The 26,041-nt window shown below is 54.8% G+C and carries 18 protein-coding genes and 2 pseudogenes; 18 read left to right on the top strand and 2 right to left on the bottom strand.

The genetic code is table 11. The features are described 5' to 3' along the window. Positions 1-165: 165 nt before the first annotated feature. The 12 genes from J3P73_RS35990 to J3P73_RS35935 all read left to right on the top strand — a co-directional run bounded on the left by J3P73_RS35990 (position 166) and on the right by J3P73_RS35935 (position 17,081). Positions 166-1,269, top strand: coding sequence for an ABC transporter substrate-binding protein (locus tag J3P73_RS35990; RefSeq protein WP_018517587.1), 1,104 nt, complete (start codon positions 166-168; stop codon positions 1,267-1,269). Positions 1,270-1,347: 78 nt separating this feature from the next. Next, complete coding sequence (locus J3P73_RS35985) at positions 1,348-2,469, top strand: ABC transporter ATP-binding protein (protein ID WP_207580276.1); 1,122 nt, start codon at positions 1,348-1,350, stop codon at positions 2,467-2,469. A 17-nt stretch (positions 2,470-2,486) separates the two neighbouring features. Further along, positions 2,487-4,259 (top strand): ABC transporter permease subunit, encoded by a 1,773-nt coding sequence (locus J3P73_RS35980; RefSeq protein WP_168299469.1) that lies wholly within the window; start codon positions 2,487-2,489, stop codon positions 4,257-4,259. A 219-nt stretch (positions 4,260-4,478) separates the two neighbouring features. Next, a complete protein-coding gene (locus J3P73_RS35975) occupies positions 4,479-5,234 on the top strand; it encodes an aspartate racemase/maleate isomerase family protein (protein WP_245002784.1) in 756 nt (251 codons plus the stop codon). Further along, positions 5,231-6,424, top strand: coding sequence for a M20 metallopeptidase family protein (locus J3P73_RS35970; RefSeq protein ID WP_180695721.1), 1,194 nt, complete (start codon positions 5,231-5,233; stop codon positions 6,422-6,424). Before J3P73_RS35975 ends, J3P73_RS35970 begins: the two co-directional genes overlap by 4 nt. A 160-nt stretch (positions 6,425-6,584) precedes the next feature. Continuing rightward, complete coding sequence (locus tag J3P73_RS35965; protein WP_207580275.1) at positions 6,585-7,754, top strand: M24 family metallopeptidase; 1,170 nt, start codon at positions 6,585-6,587, stop codon at positions 7,752-7,754. Positions 7,755-8,020: 266 nt separating this feature from the next. After that, on the top strand, positions 8,021-9,508 hold the full coding sequence (locus tag J3P73_RS35960) for a M81 family metallopeptidase (protein WP_168332217.1): 1,488 nt from the start codon (positions 8,021-8,023) through the stop codon (positions 9,506-9,508). Positions 9,509-10,542: 1,034 nt separating this feature from the next. Next, positions 10,543-12,072, top strand: a complete 1,530-nt coding sequence (locus tag J3P73_RS35955) for a M81 family metallopeptidase (RefSeq protein ID WP_018517594.1) — start codon at positions 10,543-10,545, stop codon at positions 12,070-12,072. A 26-nt stretch (positions 12,073-12,098) separates the two neighbouring features. Further along, the gene (locus J3P73_RS35950) at positions 12,099-13,688 is read left to right on the top strand and encodes an ABC transporter substrate-binding protein (protein ID WP_018517595.1); all 1,590 of its coding nucleotides are present in this window, start codon (positions 12,099-12,101) and stop codon (positions 13,686-13,688) included. Positions 13,689-13,702: 14 nt separating this feature from the next. Beyond that, positions 13,703-14,644, top strand: coding sequence for an ABC transporter permease (locus J3P73_RS35945; protein ID WP_018517596.1), 942 nt, complete (start codon positions 13,703-13,705; stop codon positions 14,642-14,644). 176 nt (positions 14,645-14,820) lie between these two features. Beyond that, positions 14,821-15,486 (top strand): ABC transporter permease, encoded by a 666-nt coding sequence (locus J3P73_RS35940; protein WP_207580274.1) that lies wholly within the window; start codon positions 14,821-14,823, stop codon positions 15,484-15,486. Next, positions 15,486-17,081, top strand: a complete 1,596-nt coding sequence (locus J3P73_RS35935) for a dipeptide ABC transporter ATP-binding protein (RefSeq protein WP_207580273.1) — start codon at positions 15,486-15,488, stop codon at positions 17,079-17,081. Before J3P73_RS35940 ends, J3P73_RS35935 begins: the two co-directional genes overlap by 1 nt. 432 nt (positions 17,082-17,513) lie before the next feature. Here J3P73_RS35935 and J3P73_RS35930 read toward each other — a convergent pair whose 3' ends face one another. Next, positions 17,514-17,978 (bottom strand): Lrp/AsnC family transcriptional regulator, encoded by a 465-nt coding sequence (locus tag J3P73_RS35930; protein ID WP_032990421.1) that lies wholly within the window; start codon positions 17,976-17,978, stop codon positions 17,514-17,516. A 190-nt stretch (positions 17,979-18,168) separates the two neighbouring features. Here J3P73_RS35930 and J3P73_RS35925 point away from each other — a divergent pair, with 190 nt between their 5' ends. The 5 genes and pseudogenes from J3P73_RS35925 to J3P73_RS38400 all read left to right on the top strand — a co-directional run. Continuing rightward, positions 18,169-19,572, top strand: coding sequence for an aspartate aminotransferase family protein (locus J3P73_RS35925; RefSeq protein WP_207580272.1), 1,404 nt, complete (start codon positions 18,169-18,171; stop codon positions 19,570-19,572). A 167-nt stretch (positions 19,573-19,739) separates the two neighbouring features. Next, the gene (locus J3P73_RS35920; RefSeq protein ID WP_018517532.1) at positions 19,740-21,149 is read left to right on the top strand and encodes an aldehyde dehydrogenase family protein; all 1,410 of its coding nucleotides are present in this window, start codon (positions 19,740-19,742) and stop codon (positions 21,147-21,149) included. Positions 21,150-21,295: 146 nt separating this feature from the next. Next, positions 21,296-21,931, top strand: a complete 636-nt coding sequence (locus J3P73_RS35915) for a Cap15 family cyclic dinucleotide receptor domain-containing protein (protein WP_018517531.1) — start codon at positions 21,296-21,298, stop codon at positions 21,929-21,931. Then, a complete protein-coding gene (locus tag J3P73_RS35910) occupies positions 21,924-23,063 on the top strand; it encodes a nucleotidyltransferase-like protein (protein WP_018517530.1) in 1,140 nt (379 codons plus the stop codon). Before J3P73_RS35915 ends, J3P73_RS35910 begins: the two co-directional genes overlap by 8 nt. Positions 23,064-23,155: 92 nt before the next feature. Next, positions 23,156-23,283 (top strand): annotated as a pseudogene (locus J3P73_RS38400) (MBL fold metallo-hydrolase); the annotation flags it as partial. A 640-nt stretch (positions 23,284-23,923) separates the two neighbouring features. On the opposite strand, the pseudogene J3P73_RS38395 reads toward J3P73_RS38400, so the two are convergent. Then, positions 23,924-23,998, bottom strand: a pseudogene (locus J3P73_RS38395) (hypothetical protein); the annotation flags it as partial. Between the two features lie 504 nt (positions 23,999-24,502). Between J3P73_RS38395 and J3P73_RS35900 the strand changes: the two are divergent. Then, positions 24,503-25,825 (top strand): D-amino acid dehydrogenase, encoded by a 1,323-nt coding sequence (locus tag J3P73_RS35900; RefSeq protein WP_018517527.1) that lies wholly within the window; start codon positions 24,503-24,505, stop codon positions 25,823-25,825. Positions 25,826-26,041: the final 216 nt, after the last annotated feature.

Below are 26,041 nucleotides of genomic sequence, written 5' to 3'. Positions count from 1 at the left end.
GCTTGTATGGGAGCAATCCACAACGCGAAGGCATCGGATCACGGTTCCATTACAGCCGGTATCAGGTGCAGGACGCTTTTTGAACAGGACGTCTCAAAGATTGTGGAAGAAAAATCTTAATGCTTCCGCCGATCGAGGCGAGTAGCACACAAGAGGGTGAACAAAATGAACATTCTGATCAATCGCCGTCGTTTTATGCAAGCTTCTTCTGCAATCGCAGTCGGCGCTCTGGCTGCTCCCGCCGTCAGCGCGTCCGCGCAGGCAAGGGGCGAGCTCCGCGTGTTGACCTACGGTGGACAACTTGGAAAAATTGTGATCGACGCTTACGCAAAGCCGTTCGAGGCCGAAACGGGTATCACTGTAATACCGGTTACGCAAGACTTTGAGCTCGCTCAGCTTGAGTTGATGCAGAAGACCAACAGTATCAGCATTGACGTGGGTCCGATGGGGAGTGGAGCGGCGCTTCAGGCTGACAAAAAAGGCTACCTTGAAAAGATTGACTACTCCTTGTTCAGAAAGGAGGATGTCGAAGGGCTCCTGCCAACTGTAAAGCAGGATTTTGGCGTCGGCTTCTTCTTCTACTCGCTCAATCTGGTCTACAATACCAAAAAATATCCTGCTGATAAGCCGCGCCCCAGCAATTGGGCGGAATTCTGGGACGTCCAGAAATTTCCGGGCGTGCGCTATATGGTTTCAGGACAATATGGAAACGAGGGCCCTTGGGAAGAAGCCCTTCTGGCAGACGGTGTTTCACCAGACAAACTTTACCCCATGGACATCGATCGCATTTTCGCCAGCTTGGACAAGATCAAGCCTCACGTTCGCAAATGGTGGACCTCTGGGTCGGAGATTCAGCAAGTCATGCTCAGTGGCTCTGGCGACTTGATGCAAGCCTACGATGGCAGGGCAGCACATTCCATCGCCCAAGGCGCCGCGCTTGAGATGAGCCGCAGCCAAGCGAAACTGACATGTGATTATTGGGTAATCCCAAAAAATGCGGCGAACGCGCAGAACGCACAGAAGTTCGTCGAATTTGTCTCCCGCGCTGAGAATCAAGCGAACTTCGCTAAGCTCTACCCTGAGGGCCCGACCAACAAGAACGCGTTCAAGTTGCTGACAGAGGAAATCGGGCTCACGCTTCCCAGCCATCCCAGCAACGTCCAAAAAGCGATTCTATTGAACGGTCCGTGGTATTCTGAGGTGGGCTCCGACGGGCTTTCGAACATGCAGCAACTCGTACAGCGCTGGAGCGAATGGGTCCTTCGCTGAGTCTGTCGCCAATAGGCTCTGCAAGTGCCTTTGCGTTATGGCCACCGTGTTCTCGCTCACGTTTAGAAGGATAGCGTCATGACACCTCCCGCTACATTACGCTCGGACGCCGCGCCTCCATTGAGGCTGGCGGACCACACAAATATCGAGGATCAGAGCTTGGAAAGCAGCAGTTCCGCTCAGATAGAGTTTCGCGACGTCACCAAGATGTACGGTCCTATTGCTGCGGTTAGTCGACTCTCACTTTCCATTCGTTGCGGTGAGTTTCTCACCATTCTTGGTCCCAGTGGTTCCGGAAAAACCACGGCTCTTATGATGCTGGCCGGATTTGAATCGCCGACCAAAGGTGACATTCTAATCTCCGGGAAGTCGGTGGCGGCCGTGCCTTCGTACCGACGAGATCAAGGGATCGTCTTTCAAAGCTACGCGCTTTTTCCCCACCTCACGGTACGACGGAACCTGGAATTCCCGCTTGAAATGCGGGGCGTTAACGCCAGAGATCGCATGTCGCGTGTCGACCGGATGCTAAAGCGCGTCCATCTCGAAGCTTTCGGTGAACGAATGCCTTCGCAACTAAGCGGTGGACAGCAGCAGAGGGTGGCGTTGGCGCGGGCTCTGATCGCTGATGCCCCGATTCTCTTATTGGACGAACCGCTCGGAGCGCTTGACAGGAACCTTCGTGAGCAGATGCAAGGCGAGATCAAAGCTCTCCATCGCGAGTTTGGGAAGACGACAATTTGCGTAACGCACGATCAGGAGGAAGCTCTGACGCTCTCCGATCGGATCGTCGTTATGCGAGGCGGCCGGATCGAACAATTAGATACACCTGAAGCGCTCTACGACCGCCCCGCAACGCGCTTTGTCGCGAATTTCCTCGGTGAGGCGAACATGTTGGATAGTCCTGAATTCGGTTTCGAGAAAGAGGCCAATCCTGGGACTGTGCCAATGATTAGGCCCGAACGCGTTCGGATCGCTGCGGAGCGCGCCACGCCGCTTTCAGATCGAGACAAGCGATGTGTGGCCATCGGTACTGTTGAAGACATGATTTATGCCGGTCCGCTGAGAAAATATCAGGTACGGGTCGGCACTATTCTGCTTGTTGTGCGAGAACATGTTGCGTCTGCTCAGGAAACTTTCCGGCTTGGCGATACCGTCCGACTTGATTGGCTGCGCGTTGACGTCCGATCGCTGGGCGAATGAAGCTGAGGGTCAAAGGCATGCAACGACTTCAGAGACTGGTACAAGCGCCATTCACCTTGGTATTCCCGGCTCTTGTCATACTCCTCGCGGTGTTTGGGATACCGACAATACAGCTGTTTCTAGAGAGCGTTAACGCACCCAACTTCAGCCTTCAGAACTACACGTCCTTCCTAGGACAGTACGCCAATATCAAGGTGCTTTTCCAGACGCTGGAGATCAGTGCGATCGTCACCCTCGTTTGCCTTCTGATCGGTTACCCGACGGCTTATCTCATCTCAACGGCTGGAAAACGGGCGCGCATAGTTCTCGTGGTGCTGGTCGTCATTCCTTATCTCACTAGCGCGCTGGCCCGTACATACTCCTGGATCGTCATTCTTGGCGACAATGGCTTAATCAACAGTATCCTTATGGATGTTGGTCTTATCTCCAACCCGAAGCCTCTCATCTACAATCGTATTGCAGTCTATATCGGGATGGTCCACATCATGCTGCCAATGATGATCCTTCCACTTGTCAGCGTGATGATGGGAATCAATACATCGCTAATTGCTGCCGCAAAAAGCATGGGCGCGAGAAAGTCCACGGCGTTCTGGCGGGTGTACTTTCCCTTGAGCATATCTGGCGTACGCAGCGGATCGCTGCTGGTGTTTGTCATCTGCCTCGGTTTCTACATAACGCCGGCGGCGTTGGGCGGCCTGGGCGATGCGATGCTTTCGACCTTCATCGCGTCCCAGGTGGCCACTGGCTTCAACATGGGTTCTGTAAGCGCGTCATCGTTCGTGCTTCTAGCAATCACCATCGTCCTGCTGTCGATTTTTGGCCTTAACCTCTCAGGAGGGCAAGATCCCGCACCGAAAGTCAGAAAGAGATGGCCGGAGCGTGCTGGGATCCTTCAAATGATCCGTACTTATTTGAACGAGCTCTCTGTCGCCTCCAGAGCCAAGCGATGGCCCGTGGAATTGTATCAGGCCACGGATGACCTGGGTTTGTCCTGCTTTGCTGCACCAGCGTTCCTAACGATCGTGATTTTGTTCCTGCTATTTCCGGAGATCGTCGTCATCGTCATGTCCTTCAGCGATGGTGCGACATTGCAGTTTCCGCCGACCGCGCTGTCGCTGCGGTGGTATGTATCGTTCTTCAGCGACTTTTCCTGGTACGGGGCCGCTTGGGTAAGCGTCAAGATCGGCCTGTGGGTCACTTTCTTGTCAACGATAGTCGGAACGCTAGCAGCCTACGGACTTAGCCGCGTAAGGTCCGATTTACGCAGCACCATCACCATGGTTGTCCTGACGCCGATCACCATTCCGGTTATCGTTGTTGCCGTCGCCAGCTACTTCGGCTTAGCCAATCTTGGCCTTATCGGCACAGAGACTGGGATCATTCTAGCACATGCAATCGGAGCAATTAGCTACGTGGTCGTCATCGTGGCGGCAACGCTTGCCAACTTTGACAGGCGGCTTGAGCAAGCTGCACTGAGCATGGGCGCTCGGCCTTTGAAGACGTTCATAAGAGTTACGCTACCGCTTATCCGGCCGGGCATCCTTGGCGGCGCCCTGTTCGCCTTCATCCATTCATTTGATGAGGTCGTTTCTACATCACTAGTGAGTGGTTACTCGGTCCGAACTTTACCGCTGAAAATGTGGGAGAATATCCGCAACGAGATCGATCCCACCGTTGCGGCTGTTGCATCGCTGCTCACGCTTTTGCCGATACTGTGGATGATCGTCCTTTATGTCACTTGGTGGAGGGCCCGAGCACCGTTGGGTGCGCCGTTAGATGTCCAAGCTTAGAGGGAAGCTGTGTATGTCTGCTTTGCATGGCATCGCGAGTGCAGCGCAACCGCGAGTATCCTCGCGAAGTCTCATCGGACCTTTGGCGTTATGTCGGACTTCTGGGCTCAGCACCGAGAGCTTGAGCGATGGTGATCAACACGAGGCGGCCGGACTATTTCTTTTTGAGGCTCAAGAGGCGATTAACTGGCGGGTGACCCCCATGATTGTGAGGAAAATATGAAAGGTATTGGCTTGGTTACTCTCTCTACCGATCCAGTAGGCGAAGATGCGTTCAAAGCTGCCATGGCGGGCGCTCCGTTGCGCGTTTTCACCACGCGGACTGGCTACGATGAGGAAAATCATGAGGAAGGCGGCTTCATACCGAGACCGGATTGGCCAGTGCTCCTGGCTACCTTGCCGCCTGACGATCTGGTCGATGTGATCGTCTTTCTCTGCACCTCGGCGACAATAGCACTTGGAAACGATGAACTCGTTCATCGCCTGAGTTCAGGGCGTCCCGGTCTTCAATATACTTCACCGGGCATGGCTGCGGTCGCAATGATGCAAGAGTTCAATATTAAGCGGATCGTCTTGCTCACACCCTACGGACCCGCTCTGCACAATGCCTTTGCACCCTATCTAGCTCGCTACGGAATTGAGGTCGTCGCCGATCTTTCTCTCGCGCATTCTATGAACCTGGTAACCGACGACGATATTGGTCGCGTGCCGGTCAATCGGATACAAGCAGAATTGAGCCAACTCCTAGGGAATGCACAGCCAGTAGACGCGGCCTTCGTATCTTGCGCGGCCTTCACGGTAAAGCCATCTGACTTGGTGGAGATGACTAGGGCGCTTGGATGTCCGGTGTTGGCTAGCGTGCATTCCACAGCATGGCATGTTCTGGACCTCGTAGGCGAGCATGACCTCAGGGATAAGTTCGCTTTGGACCTTGGGCTGCAACGCGTGTCTCAACCAATGAATTCGATTTCATGACCCGTAGCCCGACAGTGCTCACGAACGATCTGCTCTCCCGTGAGGAGCGTGAAGCCGTTATCGAAATGCGGCATGCAATGCATCGCGAACCAGAGTTATCAAACCAGGAGACTAAAACGCAGAAGCGGATCATCGAAGCGTTGAGGCGATTTGGACTGGATGGAGCTAAGACGTTTCACAATACCGGTGTCTATGTCGATATTGAAGGCCTGGCTCCCGGCCCAATACGTTCGATCGCCTTGCGAGGCGACATAGACGCGCTGCCCATTCACGAAAGTCGTGACGATCTTCCCTATCAGTCGCAAACCCCAGGCGTTATGCACGCGTGTGGGCATGACATGCATGCCTCGATCGCACTTGGAACGGCTTTGGCGTTTCACCGGATGCGACAGAGCTTCTCCGGCAAATTGCGAGTGATTTTTCAGCCCGCGGAAGAGGCAGAGCCGCTCGGCGGACGGAGTGTCGCGGAAGAGGGGTTGTTGGTCGGGTTCGACGCCGCGGTCGGTTTTCATGTCGACACCGATATTCCTGCAGGATCCTTTGGCGCCTGTGCCGGCGCAGTGACAAAATCCTCTGAACAATTCGAGCTGAATATCATCGGCACAATGGCGCATGGCGCGGAGTCATACGCGGGCGTTGACGCCATCACAATAGCGGGGGCCTTCATCAACGAGGTTCAAAAGGTAGTGTCACGCGAGATGCCCGTCGATGACGGGGCAATCATCACCATTGGCACCATTCACGGGGGTGAGGCTACGAATATCATCTGCCCTTCAGTTGTTATGACAGGAACGATCCGGACCAGCAGTCCTGAGCGGCGGAACCTCTTGATCCAGAGGGTTCGTGAGGTCGCCGAGGGTGTGGCTGCTACGCACCGCGGCCGGGTGGAATTCAGCTGTCAGTCCGGCGAACCTGCCGTCGTCAATGACGCAGGGATGGTCGAGCGTTTTCGTCAGATCGTCATCCGATCCGCCGGAGAAGATAAATATTTGCAGGTAAAACCGAGCTCTGGCAGCGATGACTTCGGTTTTTACTCTGGTTGCGTACCCTCGGTCTACTTTCAGTTTGGTAGCAGAGAGCCTGGAAATGAAACGGGGGTACACACGCCGACCTTCGGAGCATCGGACAAAATCCTCATTCCTACCGCCGAGCTTGCCATCCAATATTGTTGGGAGCTCCTGCATGATTGACTGCTCTGACAAACCGACGACGCGGAGATGCGTCGCGCGCTCTGTGAGGAAGCATTCAAGCGATCCTCAAAATGCTCAGCAGAGAGTCAGCCGCTTCCGGTGCTACATCGCACCGGAAGAAGAATTCAAACCATCCAGAATCTAAGAAAAGGTTGATGTCATGGCAATGCCACAGGGACCGCAGGTTTTTCCACGAAGCGAGTATTTGAGGCGCTTAGCTGCCGTAAAAGCCGAAATGGTGCGGCGCGAAATCAGTGCTCTGATGGTGGTCGTGCCTGCCAACATCACCTACCTCACTGGCTACACCGCCAAGTCCGGCTATGTGCCACAAGGTCTAATCGTCGCGCTCAACAATGAGGAACCAACCTTCATCACACGCCGCATGGACGCGCCAGCTGCGATACATCAAATGTTTGTCGATCGCAGCGGGGTTATAGGCTACCCCGAGAGCCTCATCGCAAATCCTGAAAAAGATGGCTGGGATGCGCTCATCGACCACTTGCTGGAAGCTGGGTTCGGAGAGGCCAATATCGGGATCGAAGAACAAAGCCTATCAACTCGGACGGTTGAAAAATTCCGTGCACGGGTGCCAGCAGCGGAAATCGTGGATTTTAGCAATACCGTTTGCTGGATCCGCGGGATCAAATCCGATTTGGAAATCGCGCTCATGCGCGAAGCGGCGGCTATCGCCGATGCGGGGATGTTGCGCGCAGCCGAGGTAATCCGTCCGGGTGTCAGTGAGGCTGACGCCGCAGCAGAAACTATTGCGCAGCTTGTTAGAGGGACGGGAGGTAAGCACGGCACCGATGCGGCTGGCTTCACTCTTTGTGCTTCGCCGCGAACATCGACTGCACATATCTCATGGGCGGAAGATCATTTCCGAGATGGTTCGCAGATCAATATCGAACTCGCTGGGGTTCGACATGGTTATACTTCAGCCCTGATGCGAACATTTTCGATCGGCAAGCCGTCTGATCTTTTGCAGCGACTCCATGAAGGGGAGGTGGCGGGCCTTGAGGCTGCTCTCGCTGCTGTGAAACCAGGCGCGACCTGTGGGGACGTTGCCACCGCGTTCAACGAAACGTTGGGAAGATTCGGTTTTGAGAAGGAATCCCGATGTGGCTATGCCATCGGCATTGACTGGACCGAACCGACAGCGAGCTTTAAGGTTGGAGATCCCACTATCTTGAAGCCGAACATGACGTTTCACCTGATGTTGGGTAACTGGATTGGCGAAGATCTCGGTTACGCAATCAGCGAAACACTTCGGGTTACGGATTCTGGCGCTGAAACGTTCAGCACCCTGCCACGAGAGATCTTCCAGATCTAGAACGCGGATTGGTGCGGAGGCTGATGCAGGTGCAGTGCCGCCGCTCGGCGTTCAATAAAGCTTCAGCTTATCCCACCCAACTCGCGAGAATTTGGATGGCCATCGATTGTTGGAACTCCCGGCTCCGCTGGAAGTGTCGTCTGAGGAAAAACAGCTAAGCAATTTCGCCCGGGCGCCACGAACTCCTCGGAGGGACCGCGCGTTAGAATTGAGTCTTCTCAAGTAGCCTTGATGTTAGCCCAACCGCAACAACAGTCAGGTGAACCATGGCAAAAAGGCGAATACTTACCGGTGGGATCGCCCAGGAATCCCATAGCTTCAATCCGATCGTAACGCGACGCGAGCGCTTTACCATAGTCGAAGGCCCCGCTGCTGTTGAATTAAACCGCGGTGCGAATTCCACGTTTGGCGGGGTGATTGACGCGGCATGCGAGGTGGGCGTCGATCTGATCGTTCCCACGCTATTTCGAGCGCAATCCGGTGGACCTGTTCAGGATCGCGTCTTCGAGGAGGTGAGTGAAATTATGGTCGATGCCGCGAAACGCGGCAACTTCGATGCTATTGTACTTCCGCTGCACGGAGGCATGCTCACCGAGAGCTTGGCGGACCCTGAAGGCGTGTTGGTTGAGCGCCTCCGTGCGATCGTTGGGGGAGATGTGCCGATCACAGCTGCATTTGATCTCCATGCCCACGTCAAAGAAGGCACACTTGAACCTCTCGACTTCCTTTCCGGTTACCTGACAAATCCGCATGAGGATCAATCGGCGACCGCAAAAAGAGCTTTCCAGGCAGCAATGAGAATTCTGGACGGCACTTTCAACCCGGCGCTCGCCGCGACATTTCTTCCCATGCTGACACTGGGAAATGATACGACCCTGTTGGGGCCGCTCGTGGAGATCCATGCCCATGCAAGAGACGCGGTAAATCAAGGCAGGGTTCACGACGTGTCGATCTTCAACTGTCAGCAATTCCTTGACGTCGAAGGTATGGGACAGACCGTTTTGGCATATGGAAATGGCGAGATTGATGAAGCTCGGGAGGTTGCTGGCGAAATCATGCAAATGATTTGGAACTACCGTGACAATCTCATTGCAAAGTATCCCGATCTTGACGATGAGCTGAGAAAAGTCAGGGAATCAGAACGGTCGATTATTATCGGCGATCAGGGAGACCGTGTCGCTGCAGGCGGACCAGGCGACAGCACCTACATTCTCAACTATCTCTTGGCGAACAATATCGATGTCGAAACCTATTTTCCAATCTACGATCCAAACGCAGTGGAAACATGCAATCGCGCAGGCGCAGGAAAGATGATTAGCCTAAGGTTCGGCGCAAACTATTCCATAGTAAGCCCCAGCGTGACCGTCGATGGAACAATTATCAAGATTGGAGAAAATGTCCCTGTGGTATATGACGGGCCGTCTGATGGAGGCACCAAAACATACATAGAGAAATATGCTCTTTTCCAGATCGGAAAAATCAAGGTGCTGCTCACAAACCAACCCTACGCCTATATCGATCCAGATTATTTCAGGGCTATCGGTCTAGAACCCGAAAACGCAAAGATCATCGTTACTCGGTCTGGGTACCATTTTCAACTCAATTTCGCAAAAGTTGGTCGCGTTGTTACAGCCGACACTCCCGGAATGACGTCCTACAATATCGACCAATTCGGTTGGCGTCATGCGCGGCCGTTCTATCCGCTGGATAAAATTGAATTTGAACCGCGCCGATATGAAAAGCTTCGCCGTTGAACATTCCGGCGTGATACTCGAGTTGTATCGCTAGGGATGCTTCTCGCCAACGCCGCGACTGAGGCTCCGATCGGAGCCTACTCCGCTGCAACATTTTCAGGCTGCGCAAAAGGTATAGGGTAGCTCCGTTGTTGAGGACTCGTTACCGCCAGTTAAACGCTTGCAACGTCGCTAACCTGATATTTTTTGGAGAGGCGACTACGCCCGGTTTCGACATCCCCCCGTCTCTAGCTCGAAAGGTTCCGCGCTTGCCAAATTTGCCGCATGCCCTTGCTCTCGTGCTCCAAGGCCAACCATCTGCGAATTTGATACGGCGTCGCGTGCACGGATTTTCGCACGGTCCTGTGGAAGAATTGAAAGGTGCACGGAGTATTGGTGGGCGATGACGAAACGTCGCCGACAACCATTGGCCGCCCGTAGATCCACATCGCGCGGATTGAGTAATAACAGCTGTTTGAGGCGCTTACGGTGATTATAGTGAACGGCCGCGAGGCGAAAATCGCCCCAGGCCCCTACATGTCATGGCAATTGCTGGGTACGCGTCTTCATTTTAACTCTGTGTCGGTGACTTTATCGTCCAGCCCACATAGGACTACTTTCAATTATTCAGTCAATCTTCTTATAATTCGGAACAAAGGGGATTCTAATACCCCGACGAAATAAAAGGGAACGAAGAAATGTTGAATACCAGGCACTATCGCCCGAGGTGGAATTCGCAGGTTCGGCCTAAAGCAATTTTTGAATTCAATGCTCCAACTGTTGCCGGTCCCTATGTAGACGCTCCTGTCAGCATGCGACTGATGTAGAAGCATCAGAGGTTGCCTGAATGTAGCCGTCGGAAGCAAGTGGCGGCCTGCCCATTCTGCAAATTGCATCGGACAACTCAGCCTCACCTTCAAGGAAACCTCTTCGCTGTCTCTAGCGGGGGATGATGCACCACGCCCTTATCGGGACGAGTTGGTGAATCCGAATATCTCGCACCGCCCACTCTATAGAGCCTCCGCGGCTCTCTATCACTAGTTGGAAGGAACTCGATGAAGAAGGGGACGCGGAGAATAGCGATAGGTGGATTTATTCATGAGACGAATACGTTCTCGCCCATCCCGACGACCATGGCGGACTTCATGAATGACGGCGAATGCCCAGGCATTCTTCGTGGAGAAGAGATCATTCGTCGCTTGAACCGAGGCAACGAATCCGTTGCCGGTTTTCTTTCCTCGCTTTACGAACTCCAACCTGATTGGCTGCCCATGGCGACCCTATGGGCCGGCGCGGCACCATCCGCCGCTGTACCAAGATCGGTTTTCGAACCGATCTTGGAAGAGTTAGTTGCCCGCATCAAACACGCTTTGCCCCTTGATGGCGTATACCTAGATCTGCACGGCGCCATGTTCAGCGAGGGTTATCCTGACGCAGAAGGAGAGATCCTCTACCGTGTGCGCCAACTGGTCGGCCCTGACGTTGCAATTGTCGCTAGCCTCGATCCTCACGCGAATGTATCTCCCCAGATGGTTGAATATTCGGACGGGCTAATAGCCTATCGGACTTACCCTCATGTCGACGTTGCTGAAACAGGTAGCCGCGCTTTTCAATTTCTAGAGCACATGCTTCTGACGGGCAGCAAACCCTCGAAGTCGCTCCGACAAGCGGACTTTTTGATTCCCGCTGTGTTCCAACCCACCTCGATCGCGCCAAATGACAAGATTCTAGAGCACATGCTCGCACTTGAGAGCAACGTTCTCAGCATCAGCTATTGTCCCTGCTTTCCGGCGTCAGATTTTCCCCATTGCCGGCCGGCCGTTCTCGCCTATGCGGACGACCAAGAGGCCGCTTCCTGCGCAGCTGACACTTTAGCGGAGCTAGTGCAGCGCCACGAAGGTGACTTTGTCGGCCGACTTTATCAGCCCGGCGAGGCTGTAGCAGAAGCTCTTCGTATTGCTGCCGATGAGAGCAGACCAGTCATAATTGCCGACGTGCAGGACAATCCTGGCGCCGGTGGTAGTTCTGATACCACCGGAATGCTGCGCACACTTATTGCCGCGAAAGTCAACGATGCAGCTATCGGACTGCTGTTCGATCCGGCCGCTGCCGCGGCAGCGCACCAGGCGGGCGAAGGTGCTGAAATTCGGCTTGCTCTCGGAGGGAAATCGGGCGTGGAGGGAGATACTCCGCTTGAGGGCGACTTCATTGTCGAGAAAATCTCCGACGGGGCAGTGTTTGCAAATGGCCCCATATTTTGGGGGGTGGATGTAGCACTTGGGCTCATGGCATGTCTTCGGATCGGTGGCGTCAGGGTCGTTGTTTCTTCTAATCGGGTCCAGATGCTCGACACGGCCTTTTTTCGAGCCGCGGGCATTGCGCCCGAGCAACAGAATATCCTGGTTGTGAAAAGTACCGCTCATTTCAGAGCGGATTTCGGACCGCTAGCTGCGGACATTCTATTGGCGGCAGCGCCAGGCGCAATGCCAGCAGATCCGACGGGTCTTCCTTGGAGGAATCTCGCGCCTGGGATTCGAACGAGGCCATTGGGTCCTCCCTTTCATCCCATCGCATCAATCACCTGAACCAAGATCAATCGGAGGAGAGCAAAATGAGAAATGGAAGCTTAAGAGCTTTTTTGACTAGCGCGGCAGTAGGCTTCTTTTGCGTTGTTGCAGCCCCGGTCTTCGCAGAGCAAAACGTTTTACGCGTCGTCATCGAATCGGACCCGCCCACGCTAGATCCGACGCAGTCAACGTCAGCTGTTGTGACGTACTTCGCGGACCTCGTATATGAGCCGCTGTTCGCGTACGACTCAAAGGGAAGTGTGCAGCCACAGCTTGTCCAGAACTATACCGTCAGCGAAGACCATCTCAAATATACGTTCACCTTGCGTGACGGCGCGACTTTTCACGATGGCAAGCCGGTTAAATCGGCCGACGTGATTGCGTCGCTGGAACGCTTCTTCTCAAAAGATTCGTCGGGTTCCGAGCTCAAAAAGCGTATCAAGGCGCTTCAAGCTTCCGATGATAAGTCTTTCACCTTGACGCTGTCGGAGCCATATGGATTCGTTTTGGACGTCTTGGCGAAACGCACGCCGACCATTCCCTACATATATCCAGCGTGGACAATCGCCGCGGGCACAGGCGTACCGATCAGCGATCACATTGGGAGCGGACCCTATATCTATGATCCCCAGGCTTCGCGCCCGGGTTCAGTTCTGACTTTGCGCCGGAATCCTCAGTACGCCGGGCGCGCTGAGCCGCAGGATCTGCTCGCCGGAAGCCGAAAAGGCGGATCTGATGTGATCGAACTTCATTCTATGCCAGATAGTCAGACGGCCGCAAACGCTCTGACTGCCGGTGAAGTCGATTTCATTTCCGACCTTGACCCGGATTTGGTTGAACAGCTGCAGACTACGCCCGGGATCGTCGTTGGTCCTTTCGATCCAAGGAGCGGCACCATTTTGTTGCGTTTCAACTCCTTGACTCGACCCTTCAACGACGCGAGAGCGCGGCGCGCGGTTGCGATGGTCACCGACCAGTCGCAGTATTTTCCGCTGGTAACCGCAAGACCTGAGGATGGAAAAGAATGCAAATCCATATTTACCTGTGACAGTCCCTACACGAACTTCGTTGGAAGCGACGTCATTGGAAATATGAACGTTGATGCTGCCAAAAAGCTTGTCAAAGAAAGCGGCTATGATGGCACGCCCATTGTTGTCCTTCAGCCAACTGACGTTCCAAACCTGAAGGCGGTCGCGCTGGTTGCGGCGCAGCAATTGCGTTCGATTGGTTTCAATGTGGAGGTTGCGGCTTCGGATTGGGCAACCTTGATCCAGCGTCGCGCGCTCAAAGTGCCGCAGTCTGAGGGGGGCTGGAATCTATTCGTAACTACCGCGACAGCTGACCAATTGGACTCGCCATCGAACTCACTGCCAGCGAATATGAATTGCGAAACCTCATGGGCTGGGTGGCCTTGTGACAAGGTAGCCGAAGACATTAAGTCGGCGTTTGAAAAGGCGACCAGTGTCGACGAGCGAAAAAAACTTGCGGCCGACTTTCAAGCCCGAATCTTGGAGGTCATGCCCTACGTGCCCGCCGGGCAATTCGTATCGCTTTCCGCGTGGAGCGACAAACTTCAAAATATCGCTAAGGGCCCAGGGGCACCCTTTTATGGCATCGTAAAAAAAGCTGATTGAGAGGCTCAAGCGATATGATGAATTTCGTTCTGACGAGGGTACTATCGGCACTGCCGATAGTTCCAATCGTGTCCGTAATCGTTTTTCTTTTAGTCCATGCGGGTGGGAGTGATCCCTCCCGAATACTAGCCGGAGACACAGCCAGCGAGGAAGCGATCGCGGCACTGCGTCACCACCTGGCGCTGGACCAGCCCCTCTTTCGCCAGTTCGCGGTCTGGTTTGAAAGGCTGCTCCACGGAGATTTTGGCTCATCGATCTTTTACCAGCGCCCGATCATTGATTTGGTTTTGGACAGGGTTGGCGCAACACTCGCCCTCGCGGTCGGCGTTATCTTCCTTGCAGTTGCAGTTGGTGTACCTCTCGGCGCGGTAACGGCGATGTCTTTGGGAAGTCGGCTGGATAAGTCGCTGACAGCTATCGCGTCTCTGGGGTTCTCCCTGCCAATTTTTTTGGTCGCTTATGCACTCGTGTACATATTCGCCCTGAGACTGGGCTGGCTCCCAGTTCAAGGGTATATTTCCCCGGCCGATAGCATAGCAGGATTTTTACGATCCCTGATACTTCCCGTAATGACGCTGGGGCTGTTCTATATCTCACTCTTCGCTCGCGTCACCCGCGCTACCGTTTCTGAAATCCTGAGGCAAGACTATATAAAAACCGCCGCAGCAAAGGGAGCGACGCCCGGTAGGATATTGTTCGCACACGCTCTACGAGTCGCGGCTGCTCCGCTGCTAACTTTGACCGGCACGACATTCGCTGGGCTACTGGGCGGCCTGGTTGTCACGGAGAGCCTCTACAACATTCCTGGACTTGGGCGATTGGTTTCCGAGGCAATCCTCAAACGTGATTTCCCGATCATCCAAGGGCTCGTTCTCATAACCTCCGTTTTCTATGTTTCGTTCAATCTCGTGATTGATTTGCTTTGTGGATTTTTCGACCCGAGGGGAGCGAGATGATTAACTCAAATCAACGGTGGTACATTCAGCTTTTGCAAGATCCTCTGACAGCGTGCGCGCTCTTTTTCGTTCTGTTGTTTTGCCTAACGGCGATAGCGGCGCCCCTGATCGCGATTCACGATCCAGCGCTTCTCAACCCAACGTCAAGGCTAAGGCCACCATCGTGGGACAACTGGTTGGGAACCGACCAGCTGGGGCGAGACGTGTTCTCACGAGCGTTATACGGTGCTCGGGTCTCGCTTGCCATTGGCGCGATTTGCGGATTGGTCGTGCTCGTCACAGGAGCGATACTTGGGCTTCTCGCTGGTTATGTTCGCTGGCTAGACACAGTGATTATGGCCGTAATGGACGGTTTGATGGCTGTGCCTGCGGTATTGCTTGGGGTGGCGTCCCTGATGGCCATCGGAAGCAACACATTTGGGTTGATATTCGCTATCTCGCTGCCTTTTTTGCCTGAGATAACACGTTTGACACGCAGTCTGGCTCTTACCATACGAAACGAGCCATTTGTCGAGGCTGCGGTTATGGCCGGCACGGGTACTGCACGCATACTGTGGCGGCATATTCTGCCGAATGCAGTCGCGCCATTGATCGTGTTGACAAGCTACGTCGCAGCGTCTTCTATTATTGCCGAGGCAATACTCAGCTTTATTGGGATTGGTACGCCACCAGAACTCCCGAGCTGGGGCAACATGATCGCTGATGGACGAAATTCATTTCAGCGCGCGCCTTGGGTAATTTTTGTCCCAAGTACATTTCTCGCGCTCGTTGTCCTTGCAATCAACATTATTGGTGATCGGATGCGCGATGTGACAGATCCTCTCAGCCATGGAGGTCATTGATGTCTGTCCCTGATCCGGTACTTTCTATCCAGAATTTGACCATCACGCTACCTTTGAGCGGAGATCGCCGAGAGGCGGTCAAAGACCTATCCCTTGACGTCGCGCGGGGCGAAATAGTCTGCATCGTCGGCGAAAGCGGATCCGGAAAGTCCGTGACGGCTTTCACGATCATGAACCTACTGGCGCGTGGCCTTGTCGTCCAAACCGGAAAGATGTGGTACGGCGGGCGCGACCTTCTCGCACTGAATGTGCGTGATCGGCGGGAGCTTTCCGGAAAATCGATCGCGATGGTATTCCAGGAGCCCATGTCGGTGCTCAACCCGGTTCTGACTATCGGGTGGCAAATCGAAGAGGTTTTGAAAATACATGAGAGGACGTTGTCGGCGAGCCAGAGACGTTCGAAAGTTCTCGAAATTTTGGACGCGGTGCATCTGCCCGATCCGCAAGTGATTGCACGAGCCTACCCGAGCCAGATCTCAGGCGGGCAGCGGCAGCGGGTGATGATCGCAATGGCGATCATCTTAAAGCCAGACATCTTAATTGCTGATGAGCCGACTACGGCTCTAGACGTCACAACGCAGGCGCAAATCCTGCGACTGTTGGACGAACTGCGACGCGAGACAGGGATGGGCGTTCTCTTTGTTACCCATGATATCGGAGTGGTTCGCGATATCGCGGATCGGGTAATAGTTATGCGGGGCGGACGGGTGGTCGAGGCCGGCACAGCCAGCGATGTCCTCGACAATCCTAAAGAAGATTATAGTCGATTGCTGATAAATTCTATTCCGTCCGCCATTCCTCCAGAAGTGAAGCGGACATCATCGGATGACGTGCTGTTGACTGTACGGGGGGTGGACAAAAACTATAGGCGTGGTGTTTTCACCGTACACGAAACTAAAGCCGTCTGCGGTGTTAACCTGACAATAAAGCGTGGGGAGGTTGTGAGCATTGTCGGCGAGTCCGGGTCTGGTAAGAGCACGCTCGCCCGGATAATTGCAGGTCTCGTCCCGAGCAGCGCCGGCTCGGTAGAATTTAACCGCAGCCTTGAGGTCGTCCGAGGCGGCCCTTACCGCCAAGTGCAGATGGTGTTTCAGGACCCCAATCGTTCACTCAATCCGCGTATAATGATTGGATCGTCGCTTATGGAAGGTCCGATTAACATGGGCGTTTCCCGTGCTGAAGCATTGACGCGGGTTGAAGCTCTTATCGATCGGGTCGGCCTAGACCGACGCGCGCTCAGTCGCTATCCACACCAATTCAGTGGCGGTCAACGTCAACGAATCTGTATTGCGCGTGCCCTTGCGATGTCTCCCAGCCTTCTTGTCGCTGACGAGGCCGTCTCTGCTTTGGACGTGACGGTCCAGAAACAGGTACTCGATCTACTGGCCGAGCTTCGTGAGGAGCTTGAACTGAGCATACTATTCATTACCCACGACTTGCGGGTTGCAGCGCAGATAAGTGATCGAATCTGTGTAATGCAGCGCGGGAGGATCGTCGAGGAAGGAAGAACCACGCAAATATTCAGCCAGCCTTCGTCTGAGTATACCCGTCAACTTCTCAATGCGTTGCCCGGTCGGCTCAAAGCTTTCAACTGATTGTTTTGCGGGGAAGCGGCGTTGTTCGTGTGAGGACGCTCTGATGCCGACATGCGTCGATCACCGACGTCGCTTTCACAGAAAAACTTCCTGCTAAGCGCGCGCGAGACCCGCTTGGGGTCAAAAATAGGCCGGCTGGCCTAGTTGTGTACATGGCGGTCGTCGCAAGGGAAGGAGGACAACCTCTCAGCGTCAGCCACCAAGCACCTCAACGCTCAAAGCCCCGATCGCGCGTACGGGTCCCAGAAGTAGCCAACCAACATCTTCGACATTCGATCATCGCCAAGGTTACGTGCATGGCTGTCGCGGTCCATCAAGTTAGGGAAATGACACTTCAATCTCTATGGTGAGATGGAAAAATGGGCGGCTGTAAGAGCGCGGTGCAACAGATAGATGAAGACTGCATCTCGGCCCGTTTGAGAATACAGTAGCTTAATCTTCGATCGGAAAGGCAAATCCGGCTTTCACGCGGTCCATGACAACCATTGTTTTGAAACCTTTGATGTCATTGTTCTCGTAGAAGAAGCGCCGTGTGAACTGTTCGTAGTCTTCCATGTCTTTTGCTGTGACGACGAGGAGAAAATCCGCGTCGCCGGTCACGTAGTAGCCGATCATCACTTCGCGGGTGTTCTTGATTGCAGTCTTGAAGCGATCGATGATATCAGCCCTCTCTCGCTCAAGCGACACCAGAACGACGACGGTTACATGTCTGCCGACTGCCTTAGGGGACACGATTGAAATATCAGCCTCGATGACGCCCTCTGCCCGCAAGCGTTTGAGCCGGCGTTGGCAGGCAGTCGGTGAAAGATGCGCTCGTTCGGCCAATTCCTCCGACGTGAGCTTGTTGTTCTTTTGAACGGCGTTAAGAAGCGCGATGTCCGCGCGGTCGAGTTCCATGTCCGAGAAATCCTGCAGCCAGCGTTGATACTCGCAGAATTCCTGCATAGACGGCATCATATTCGCCGTCAATCTGCATCGATTTAGCATCAGATTGCCAGTGTCGAATATAGATGCGGGCGCCAGCGGAGCATATCGAGCTGCGTTTCTGTCCGCCGCTTCACATCATCGCGCTACGGAAGGGCTTGCAATGACCATCAACATCAAGGACATCGGCGAGAAGGACCGCAACTCGGTCCTGCATCCGTTCACGCAACTGAAGGACTTTGCCAGCGGCAAGCTTGGCGAGCCAACAATTGTTGAGACGGGAAAGGGTATCCGCATCCAGGACGCCCGCGGCAATCAGCTGATCGACGGCTTTGCCGGGCTTTACTGCGTCAATGTCGGTTATGGCCGCACCGAAGTAGCCGAGGCGATCTCACGCCAAGCTTACCGGCTTGCCTATTACCACTCTTATGCCGCTCACACGACCGATGAATTGGCGATCCTGTCAGACCGTCTGGTGAAGATGGCTCCGGGCAAGATGAGCAAGGTGTTCTACGGCATGTCCGGTTCGGACGCCAACGAGACCCAGGCCAAGCTCGTCTGGTACTACAACAATCTGCGCGGCAAGCCGACCAAGAAGAAGATCATCTCACGTGACCGCGGCTACCATGGCTGCAGCGTTGTCTCAGGTTCGATGACCGGCATGAGCTTCTACCACGACCATATGGACCTTCCCTTGCCGCAGATCAGCCATACCGGCGTGCCGCATCACTACTGGGGCGCCAATCCTGGCGAGACGGAGCGGGAATTCTCCACGCGCCGCGCTGCCGAGCTCGATCAACTCATCGAACGGCTTGGGCCCGACAATGTCGGTGGATTCATTGGTGAACCAGTTCTTGGCACTGGCGGCATCACACCGCCGCCGGAAGGTTATTGGGAGGCTATTCAGCTGGTGCTTAAGAAGCATGACGTCCTGCTGATCGCCGACGAAGTCATTACCGGTTTTGGCCGCACCGGTTCCATGTTCGGATCGCAGCATTATGGCATCGAGCCGGACTTGATCACGGTTGCCAAGGGCCTGACGTCTGCCTACTTTCCGCTCTCGGCTGCGATCGTCGGCGAGAAAGTCTACCAGGTGCTGGAAGACGGAGCCGACAGGGTCGGCGCTTTCTCGCACGGCTATACCTATTCCGGCCATCCGATTGGGGCGGCCGCTGCCAATGTTGTTCTCGACATCGTCGAACAGGAGAACCTGCCCGGCAACGCCCGCGAGGTGGGCGCCTATTTCCAGGCGCAGCTCAAGGAGAAGTTCGCTCAGCTGCCGATCGTCGGCGAGGTGCGTGGCGTGGGGCTGATGGGAGCAATCGAGTTCGTCGGGGACCGCGAAAGCAAGACCCGTTTCGATCCGTCGCTGAAGGTTGGTGCACGTGTCTCGAAGGCAGCGCGCGACGGCGGTCTGATCGCCCGCGCCATGCCGCATGGCGAGATCCTCGGCTTCGCACCTCCACTGGTCACCACTAAGGACGAGATCGACGAGATCGTCTCGATTGCCGAGAAGGCGGTGCGCTCGGTCATGGACGAACTGGTGCGCGACGGCCAGAAGATCTGACCCGTAGCGACTTGTGCTTTCCGGCCATCGCTGAACGGCCAGCCGCATTCAGATTGTCATTGTCAGCCACTCAAGTGGGCAGCGGGTGGAGGATCAAACTTCACCCTGCCCAAAGACCATAACCGCCGTTCATGCCGGCGCTTCATCAGGGAAAGGGAAGTTGGCCTATGACCGCTGCCAAACTTCATATCAAAGTGGGCTTGCCACCCGTATCGGTTTACAGCCCTTTTGACGGCTCTCTGATCGGATCGATCGAGTCAACGGACGCATCCGACGTCGACGAACTCATCGCTCGTGCTCGTCGCGGGGCCGAGCTCTCGCGTAACCTGCCGCGGCACAAGCGAGCAAGCATCCTCGAGGGAGCCGCGCAACTTATCGAGCGCCGCCGCGATGCCTTTGCCGAGACCATTGTGCGCGAAGCGGGAAAGACGATCGTTCAGGCACGCAAGGAAGTCAGTCGTTGCGTCAATACGCTGAAACTCTCAGCCGAGGAAGCAAAGCGCAACGCAGGCGAGATCGTCCCCTTCGATGCATTTGCTGGGTCAGAACAGCGCCAGGGTTGGTTCACACGGGAACCGCTCGGTATCATCACCGCTATCACCCCCTACAACGATCCTCTGAACCTGGTCGCACACAAGCTCGGCCCGGCAATCGCAGGGGGCAACGCCGTGTTGCTGAAGCCGTCGAATTTAACGCCGTTCTCCGCCATCAATCTCGTCGATGCCCTTTTGGAAGCTGGCCTGCCTGACGATGTCATCACCATCGCTCATGGTGACAGGGAGCTGGTCACTGCCTTGATCTCGTCCCACGATGTCCGCATGGTGTCGTTTACCGGTGGATTTGCCACCGGCGAAGCCATCAGCCGCGCGGCGGGGCTGAAGAAGCTGGCGATGGAATTGGGCGGCAATGCCCCCGTCATTGTAATGAATGACTGCAACTTCGATAAAGCGGTCGAGGGCTGCGTCTCCGGCGCGTTCTGGGCAGCAGGACAGAATTGCATCGGCGCCCAGCGCGTCCTCGTGCAGGCGGCTATATATGAGCGGTTTCGCGATGCCTTTGTCGCAAGGACCAAAAAACTTAAGGCCGGCGATCCGTTGCGTGACGACACCGATGTGGGTCCTATGATCTCGGCGGGATCGGCCGAACGCACTGAAACTTCTGTCAACGATGCGATAGCCGCTGGAGCCACCCTCCTCTGTGGTCATCGGCGCGAAGGATCACTTTACCATCCGACGGTGCTCGAAGGCACGCCCCGTACCTGCGGGCTATGGAGCGAGGAAGTCTTCGCGCCCGTTGTCATGCTGGCTCCGTTCGAGACCATAGACGAAGCCATTGAGATGGCCAATGATCCCGAATATAGTCTGCATGCCGGCATCTTCACCGCCGATCTCAGGGTCGCGCTGGACGCGGCAAACCGGGTTGAGGCAGGCGGCGTTATGATCAACGATAGCTCTGACTATCGCCTCGACGCCATGCCTTTCGGCGGCTTCAAATACGGCAGTATGGGCCGAGAGGGCGTTCGCTTCGCTTACGAGGACATGACCCAGCCAAAGGTCGTCTGCATTAATTGGGGGTGAACTAAAGGTCCTGTAAGCGCAGCTTTCGATAGCTCGCTTGTGGAGTTCTCATGATTTCCCGTGATTTCTGACGGCCTGCAACTTATGCTGGAAGATGCACCAATGCCATCTATAAGATCCTCTAATGAAGTATCTGGAGCGCAGGTATGCTTGAGCATGAATACACCCAATTGGGCGGTATCAGCCGCCTGAGCGTTGGCAGATGGCTGGGCATGATATCTGCCATGGTTTCGGCGGCCATTGTCTTCGTACTTTTGTGGTCCGTGAACCTCGCGCAAAGTATGGGGTTGCCGGTCAATCTTCCTCCCAGCTTATTGTCGTTGGTTGGAGCCGGCGTCGTCTTCAGCATACTTGCCTGGCTCTTGAACCGGCATGCGTGGCGCTGGCGGCTCATGCAGCTTGTCCTTCAGGTTCCCGACCTCAGTGGAGACTGGACATGCACGGGCAGGACGATAGAGACGAATTTAAATCCCGCTTACGATTGGACTGGAAAGGTCACTATCGTCCAGTCGTGGGACAAGATTCGTATCCGTTTGAAAACCGATACATCAGCCTCCAACAGTAAGAGCGCGGCACTTATCAAGGACGAGGCAGACGGCTGGCGGATATTTTACAACTACAGCAACGAGCCGAACATTGAGCAGACCGAACTTCGCACCCACAAAGGATTCGGCGAGATCCTGTTCAGCAAGGACCTGAGGAGTGGAGACGGCGAATACTTCAACGGTCATGGCAGGTACACGTTTGGAACAATGAAGCTGGAGAAGATCGACAATGGCTAGGGATATCGGCAAGCGTTTGAATCAACTCCATACCAGACGATCAGGGGTCGATAGGCTCGGGCGGCTCGCTCAGGATGCGGCGACCGAGATCCTGCAGAAAAGCTCTCGTGAAGAAAGTTGGCAGAAGCGGGCGAGGGATCAGCCTTATACCCGGTACTGTCTGGGAGCGATGCAGGAAGTCGACCAGGACTACACGCGAATAAGTGTGGAGACGGCCGAGCGCGTTGGTAAACAGTTGCTTGAGGGCCTCCAGGCTTCCAACATACCAGTCGAGTTTCGACTGCAAGGATCCGTGCCGCTCAATGTCCATATTCGAGGCGTCAGCGACGTCGACCTGTTGACGCTCGAAACCAGCTTCTTGCGATACGATTCCACCGGGCGGATGGCCCAGTCGGGTTTGTACTATCCTTCCAACAAATCGTCCTTGGAAGTTCTTTCCGCTCTGAGAAGTGAGTCGGAGAAGATTTTAAAGGCTAAGTACCCAGCAGCCACGGTGGATACCAGCGGGGGAAAGGCGATAGCGATTTCCGGTGGATCGCTGCCGCGGCCCGTCGATGTCGTGCCGTCACACTGGTACGATACCGCGGACTTTCAGGCTTCTGAGCTTCAACGCGATCGAGGCGTCTTCATCCTCGACAAGAAGGTGCCCACTGAACTGTCGAACTTTCCTTTCCGTCACATTCACGAGATCAATCAGCAGGACTTAGCGGCAGGAGCAGGGCTGAAGAAGGCCATCAGGCTTTGCAAGAATGTCAAGAACGACGCGATCGAGGACGGCAAGAAAATCGTCTTTCCCAGCTTCGATATCGCCAGCACAATGTATCATTGCGATCTCAACGGCCTAAGAGTGGGGACGTTTTACGAACTCGCCGTCCTCGCCGAAACGCAGCGTTTCCTTGATGAACTCTACCACAACTCCGAGAAGGCGAAATCGCTATTGGTGCCTGACGGATCCAGACGGATCTTTGACTCGGATGAGAAATACGAGGGGCTGCGGACGTTGTCGGTTGAGATGGACGACCTTGCGAAAGAGGTGGCGAAAGAACAAAGTATTCTGCTGAAGTACGGGGGCACCGATCCCTCTCTTGGAGATAGCCGCAGGGTTCTGAACGGAACTTATGTCGCTAGTTAGCCGGAAGCGGACGATGCCTGGCGGGATGCGCGAGCCTCCTGATAGCCGGCGACGTCATCCCGGACAACATTTGACTCGTTGGAGAACCCTAGTGGCACTTCGGGCTCGACACGGAGCCGGAGATCGCCCTTAACGACAGGGCCTGGACAAAGCTGCGAATCAAAAGCTTCGGATGCTCGGACACCATCGGGCCTATCCGGGCTTCTGGTATGTTGAGAGGAACCGGGCGGTTAATAGGTCGTCAGGCTTAGATTATTTCGCTGGACGTATCAGCGAGACTAAAAAGACTAGCGACACGGAAAAGCAATGGAGCTGGTGAAAGTTCCATAAAAAGGATGCACAACTATAGAGTGTGCGAGGTAAGGGCATTTTTTGCTTAGTGCCAAAATGTAGCTGGATCAATGCCGTTTGATGATCCCAGCTTTGTTGAAGTGTTCTATTTCTGCAAAGTTGGAATGTCACACCCCCCGCGTTTGGTCCGAGATGACGGCCTCACGTTCGCAACGATCTAGATGCGCTTCGAGCGCGGCCCTGCAACCGGGACCTGCGATGGCATTCTTCTTGACGTGGCCAACCTCGCGCTCGCACTTGCCCTGGCCGATGGCACGCCACCACCCGCACCGTCAGCTTCTCCCGCAGATAGAGCCGGAAAGTTCTTGTGGTTCACAATGTGCTCTCGCGTTTGAGCAGCACACGAGTGCGTCAGTGAATGTGAAGTGCCCCCCGATTTTGGGCCAGCAGAAGCTGGAATTTTCCGGGGTTATGGCTCAGCTCGGCGGGGGTGCCGATGAGCCGTTCATAAGCGAAATCGGCACCTTGTTGCCGATGGCGCTATGTGGCCTCTCCTCCATCTTTTGGTGGGCATCGACAAAGGGTCGTCTGGAATGAGCCATACACCCCACACGGGTCGCTCCATTCAGTGTGCGCCAAGCGGATAGCCATTAAGCGTGTTGATCATGCCAAAGCTTACTCATCACAGAAGGTGCGGCGAAATTCGCGCTGACAAACTTCGGCGAGGCACAATCATCGTCGTCATTGGAGGGAAGGAGGCAAACCTTTTTGACAAGGTTAAAGCAGATCAGGAGGATGATCTAATGCCGATCCTCTTTAATCAGGACTGATGCGCCCATCGCCGTAACTTGGCCCGCGATGTTGAGCGGAAGGCACGCGCTCCCTTAGATCGTCCTGCGATAACCTTTGTCAGCTCTGACTTCTTCACGAATTTATACCTTTAGCGCCCTACAGCGTGAACCTGGATCGCTGAGTTGTTGCCATGAACGGGATGGTGCCAGGGAAGGAGAACATCTCGCCAGTGGCAATCAACCAGCAGCTCTACGCGGTACAACGTCATCTCGTATTGCAAAATAATGTTCAATATTGCATATTGATTATGTCGTCGTGTTTGTCGCGCGACCCTAGGTTGCTTTTGAGGGTAAGTTATGAAAGTTGCTGTACTTGGTGCCGGAATCGTTGGTAGTGCGACGGCCTATATGCTCGCCAGAGATGGTCACGAGGTCACCATTATTGATCGCTGCGACAGGCCTGGCATGGAAACGAGCTTTGCCAATGGCGGTCTGATGACGCCTAGCGACTCCAGCCCCTGGAACTCACCTGGAACCATCAAACGGCTTGGTAAGATGCTTTTTGACAGCAACTCTACGTTAAAAATCAACCCAAGTGCCATCCCATCGATTATCGGCTGGGGGCTAAAATTTCTCTCGAACTCAACCCACAAGAGGCATAAAGCCAATATGGTTTCGAACATCAGGATCGCGAGCCTGAGTTTAGAAACGCTGCGCAGCATTCGCCAGAATTCTACCCTGCATTATGACCAGACCACGCGCGGGACGATGAGGGTCTTCCCTCGAGGCGGCCGCATGTCGGAGTTCGTGCAGATGTGCCGCGAGATGCAGGGGTGGGGTGTCAAATTCGACGTTCTTGATCAGGAACAAATTCTGGAGAAAGAGCCGTGTTTGAAGGACGTGATCGATCGCTACATCGGTGCGGTATACTTTCCAGATGACGAAAGCGGCGATGCCCATAAGTTTACGAATGAAATGGCTCGCCTCGCTAAGGAACTGGGGGCTCAGTTTTTGATGAGAGCTAACATATTGGAAATAGTCAAACAGTCCTCTTCGCGGATCTCCCACCTCAAAACGTCCGTTGGAGAAATTCATGCCGATGCGTACGTACTCTCTCTTGGTAGCTACAGCCCCATATTTGCCCGCCCCCTCGGTATTCAGCTGCCGATCGTGCCCGTGAAAGGCTATTCCGTGACCTTGCCTCTAAACGGATGGAAGGGAGGGCCGACACGTCCGGTCATGGACGACGGCTACCATGCAATGATGGTCCCGATGGGAGATCGCTTGCGCATGGGTGGGAAAGCAGAATTCGCTCAATATAATACGAAAATCGATCCCAATGAAGGCCGACGCGTCCTCGACGACATTCTCAGGATTTTGCCGTCCATGGCTGCGCACGTCGACGTCAGCTCGGCTTTGACTTGGTCAGGATTACGCCCGATGACGCCCGATGGACCTCCGATCGTAGGTCCGACGCCATATGAAAACCTTTTCCTCAACACTGGCCATGGCCCGCTTGGATGGACGATGTCGTGCGGTTCAGCGAAAATTACAGCAGAACTTGTAACGCATGGACGGGTTTTGAGCAACAGCGTCGACCCCAGGGACTATATGTTGAGGCAAGTTCGTCGCTCGGACCGTTCCGCTGTCTCTTTGGCCCAGAATGGGCTCGTAAGCTAGCGTTTGGCGGAACGTGACCACGGGTGGTCAGCTACGAATTACAGTAAGCGAGTGCCGCCCGCACGGGCCGGTCACAAGCGTTGGGCAACGTCGCAGCCTTATTTGAGCATACATGCTCAAAATTGCGCGATGGCGTGGCTAAAATTCTGTCCTCTGGGAGAGAACGTACCTCCGCCAAATCGACACACGGCAATCCGACCCGAATTCGCCTGGATT

Source organism: Rhizobium ruizarguesonis, assembly GCF_017357285.1.
In the GTDB taxonomy this organism is placed as follows: domain Bacteria; phylum Pseudomonadota; class Alphaproteobacteria; order Rhizobiales; family Rhizobiaceae; genus Rhizobium; species Rhizobium ruizarguesonis.
This window is presented reverse-complemented; position numbering and strand designations above follow the sequence as displayed.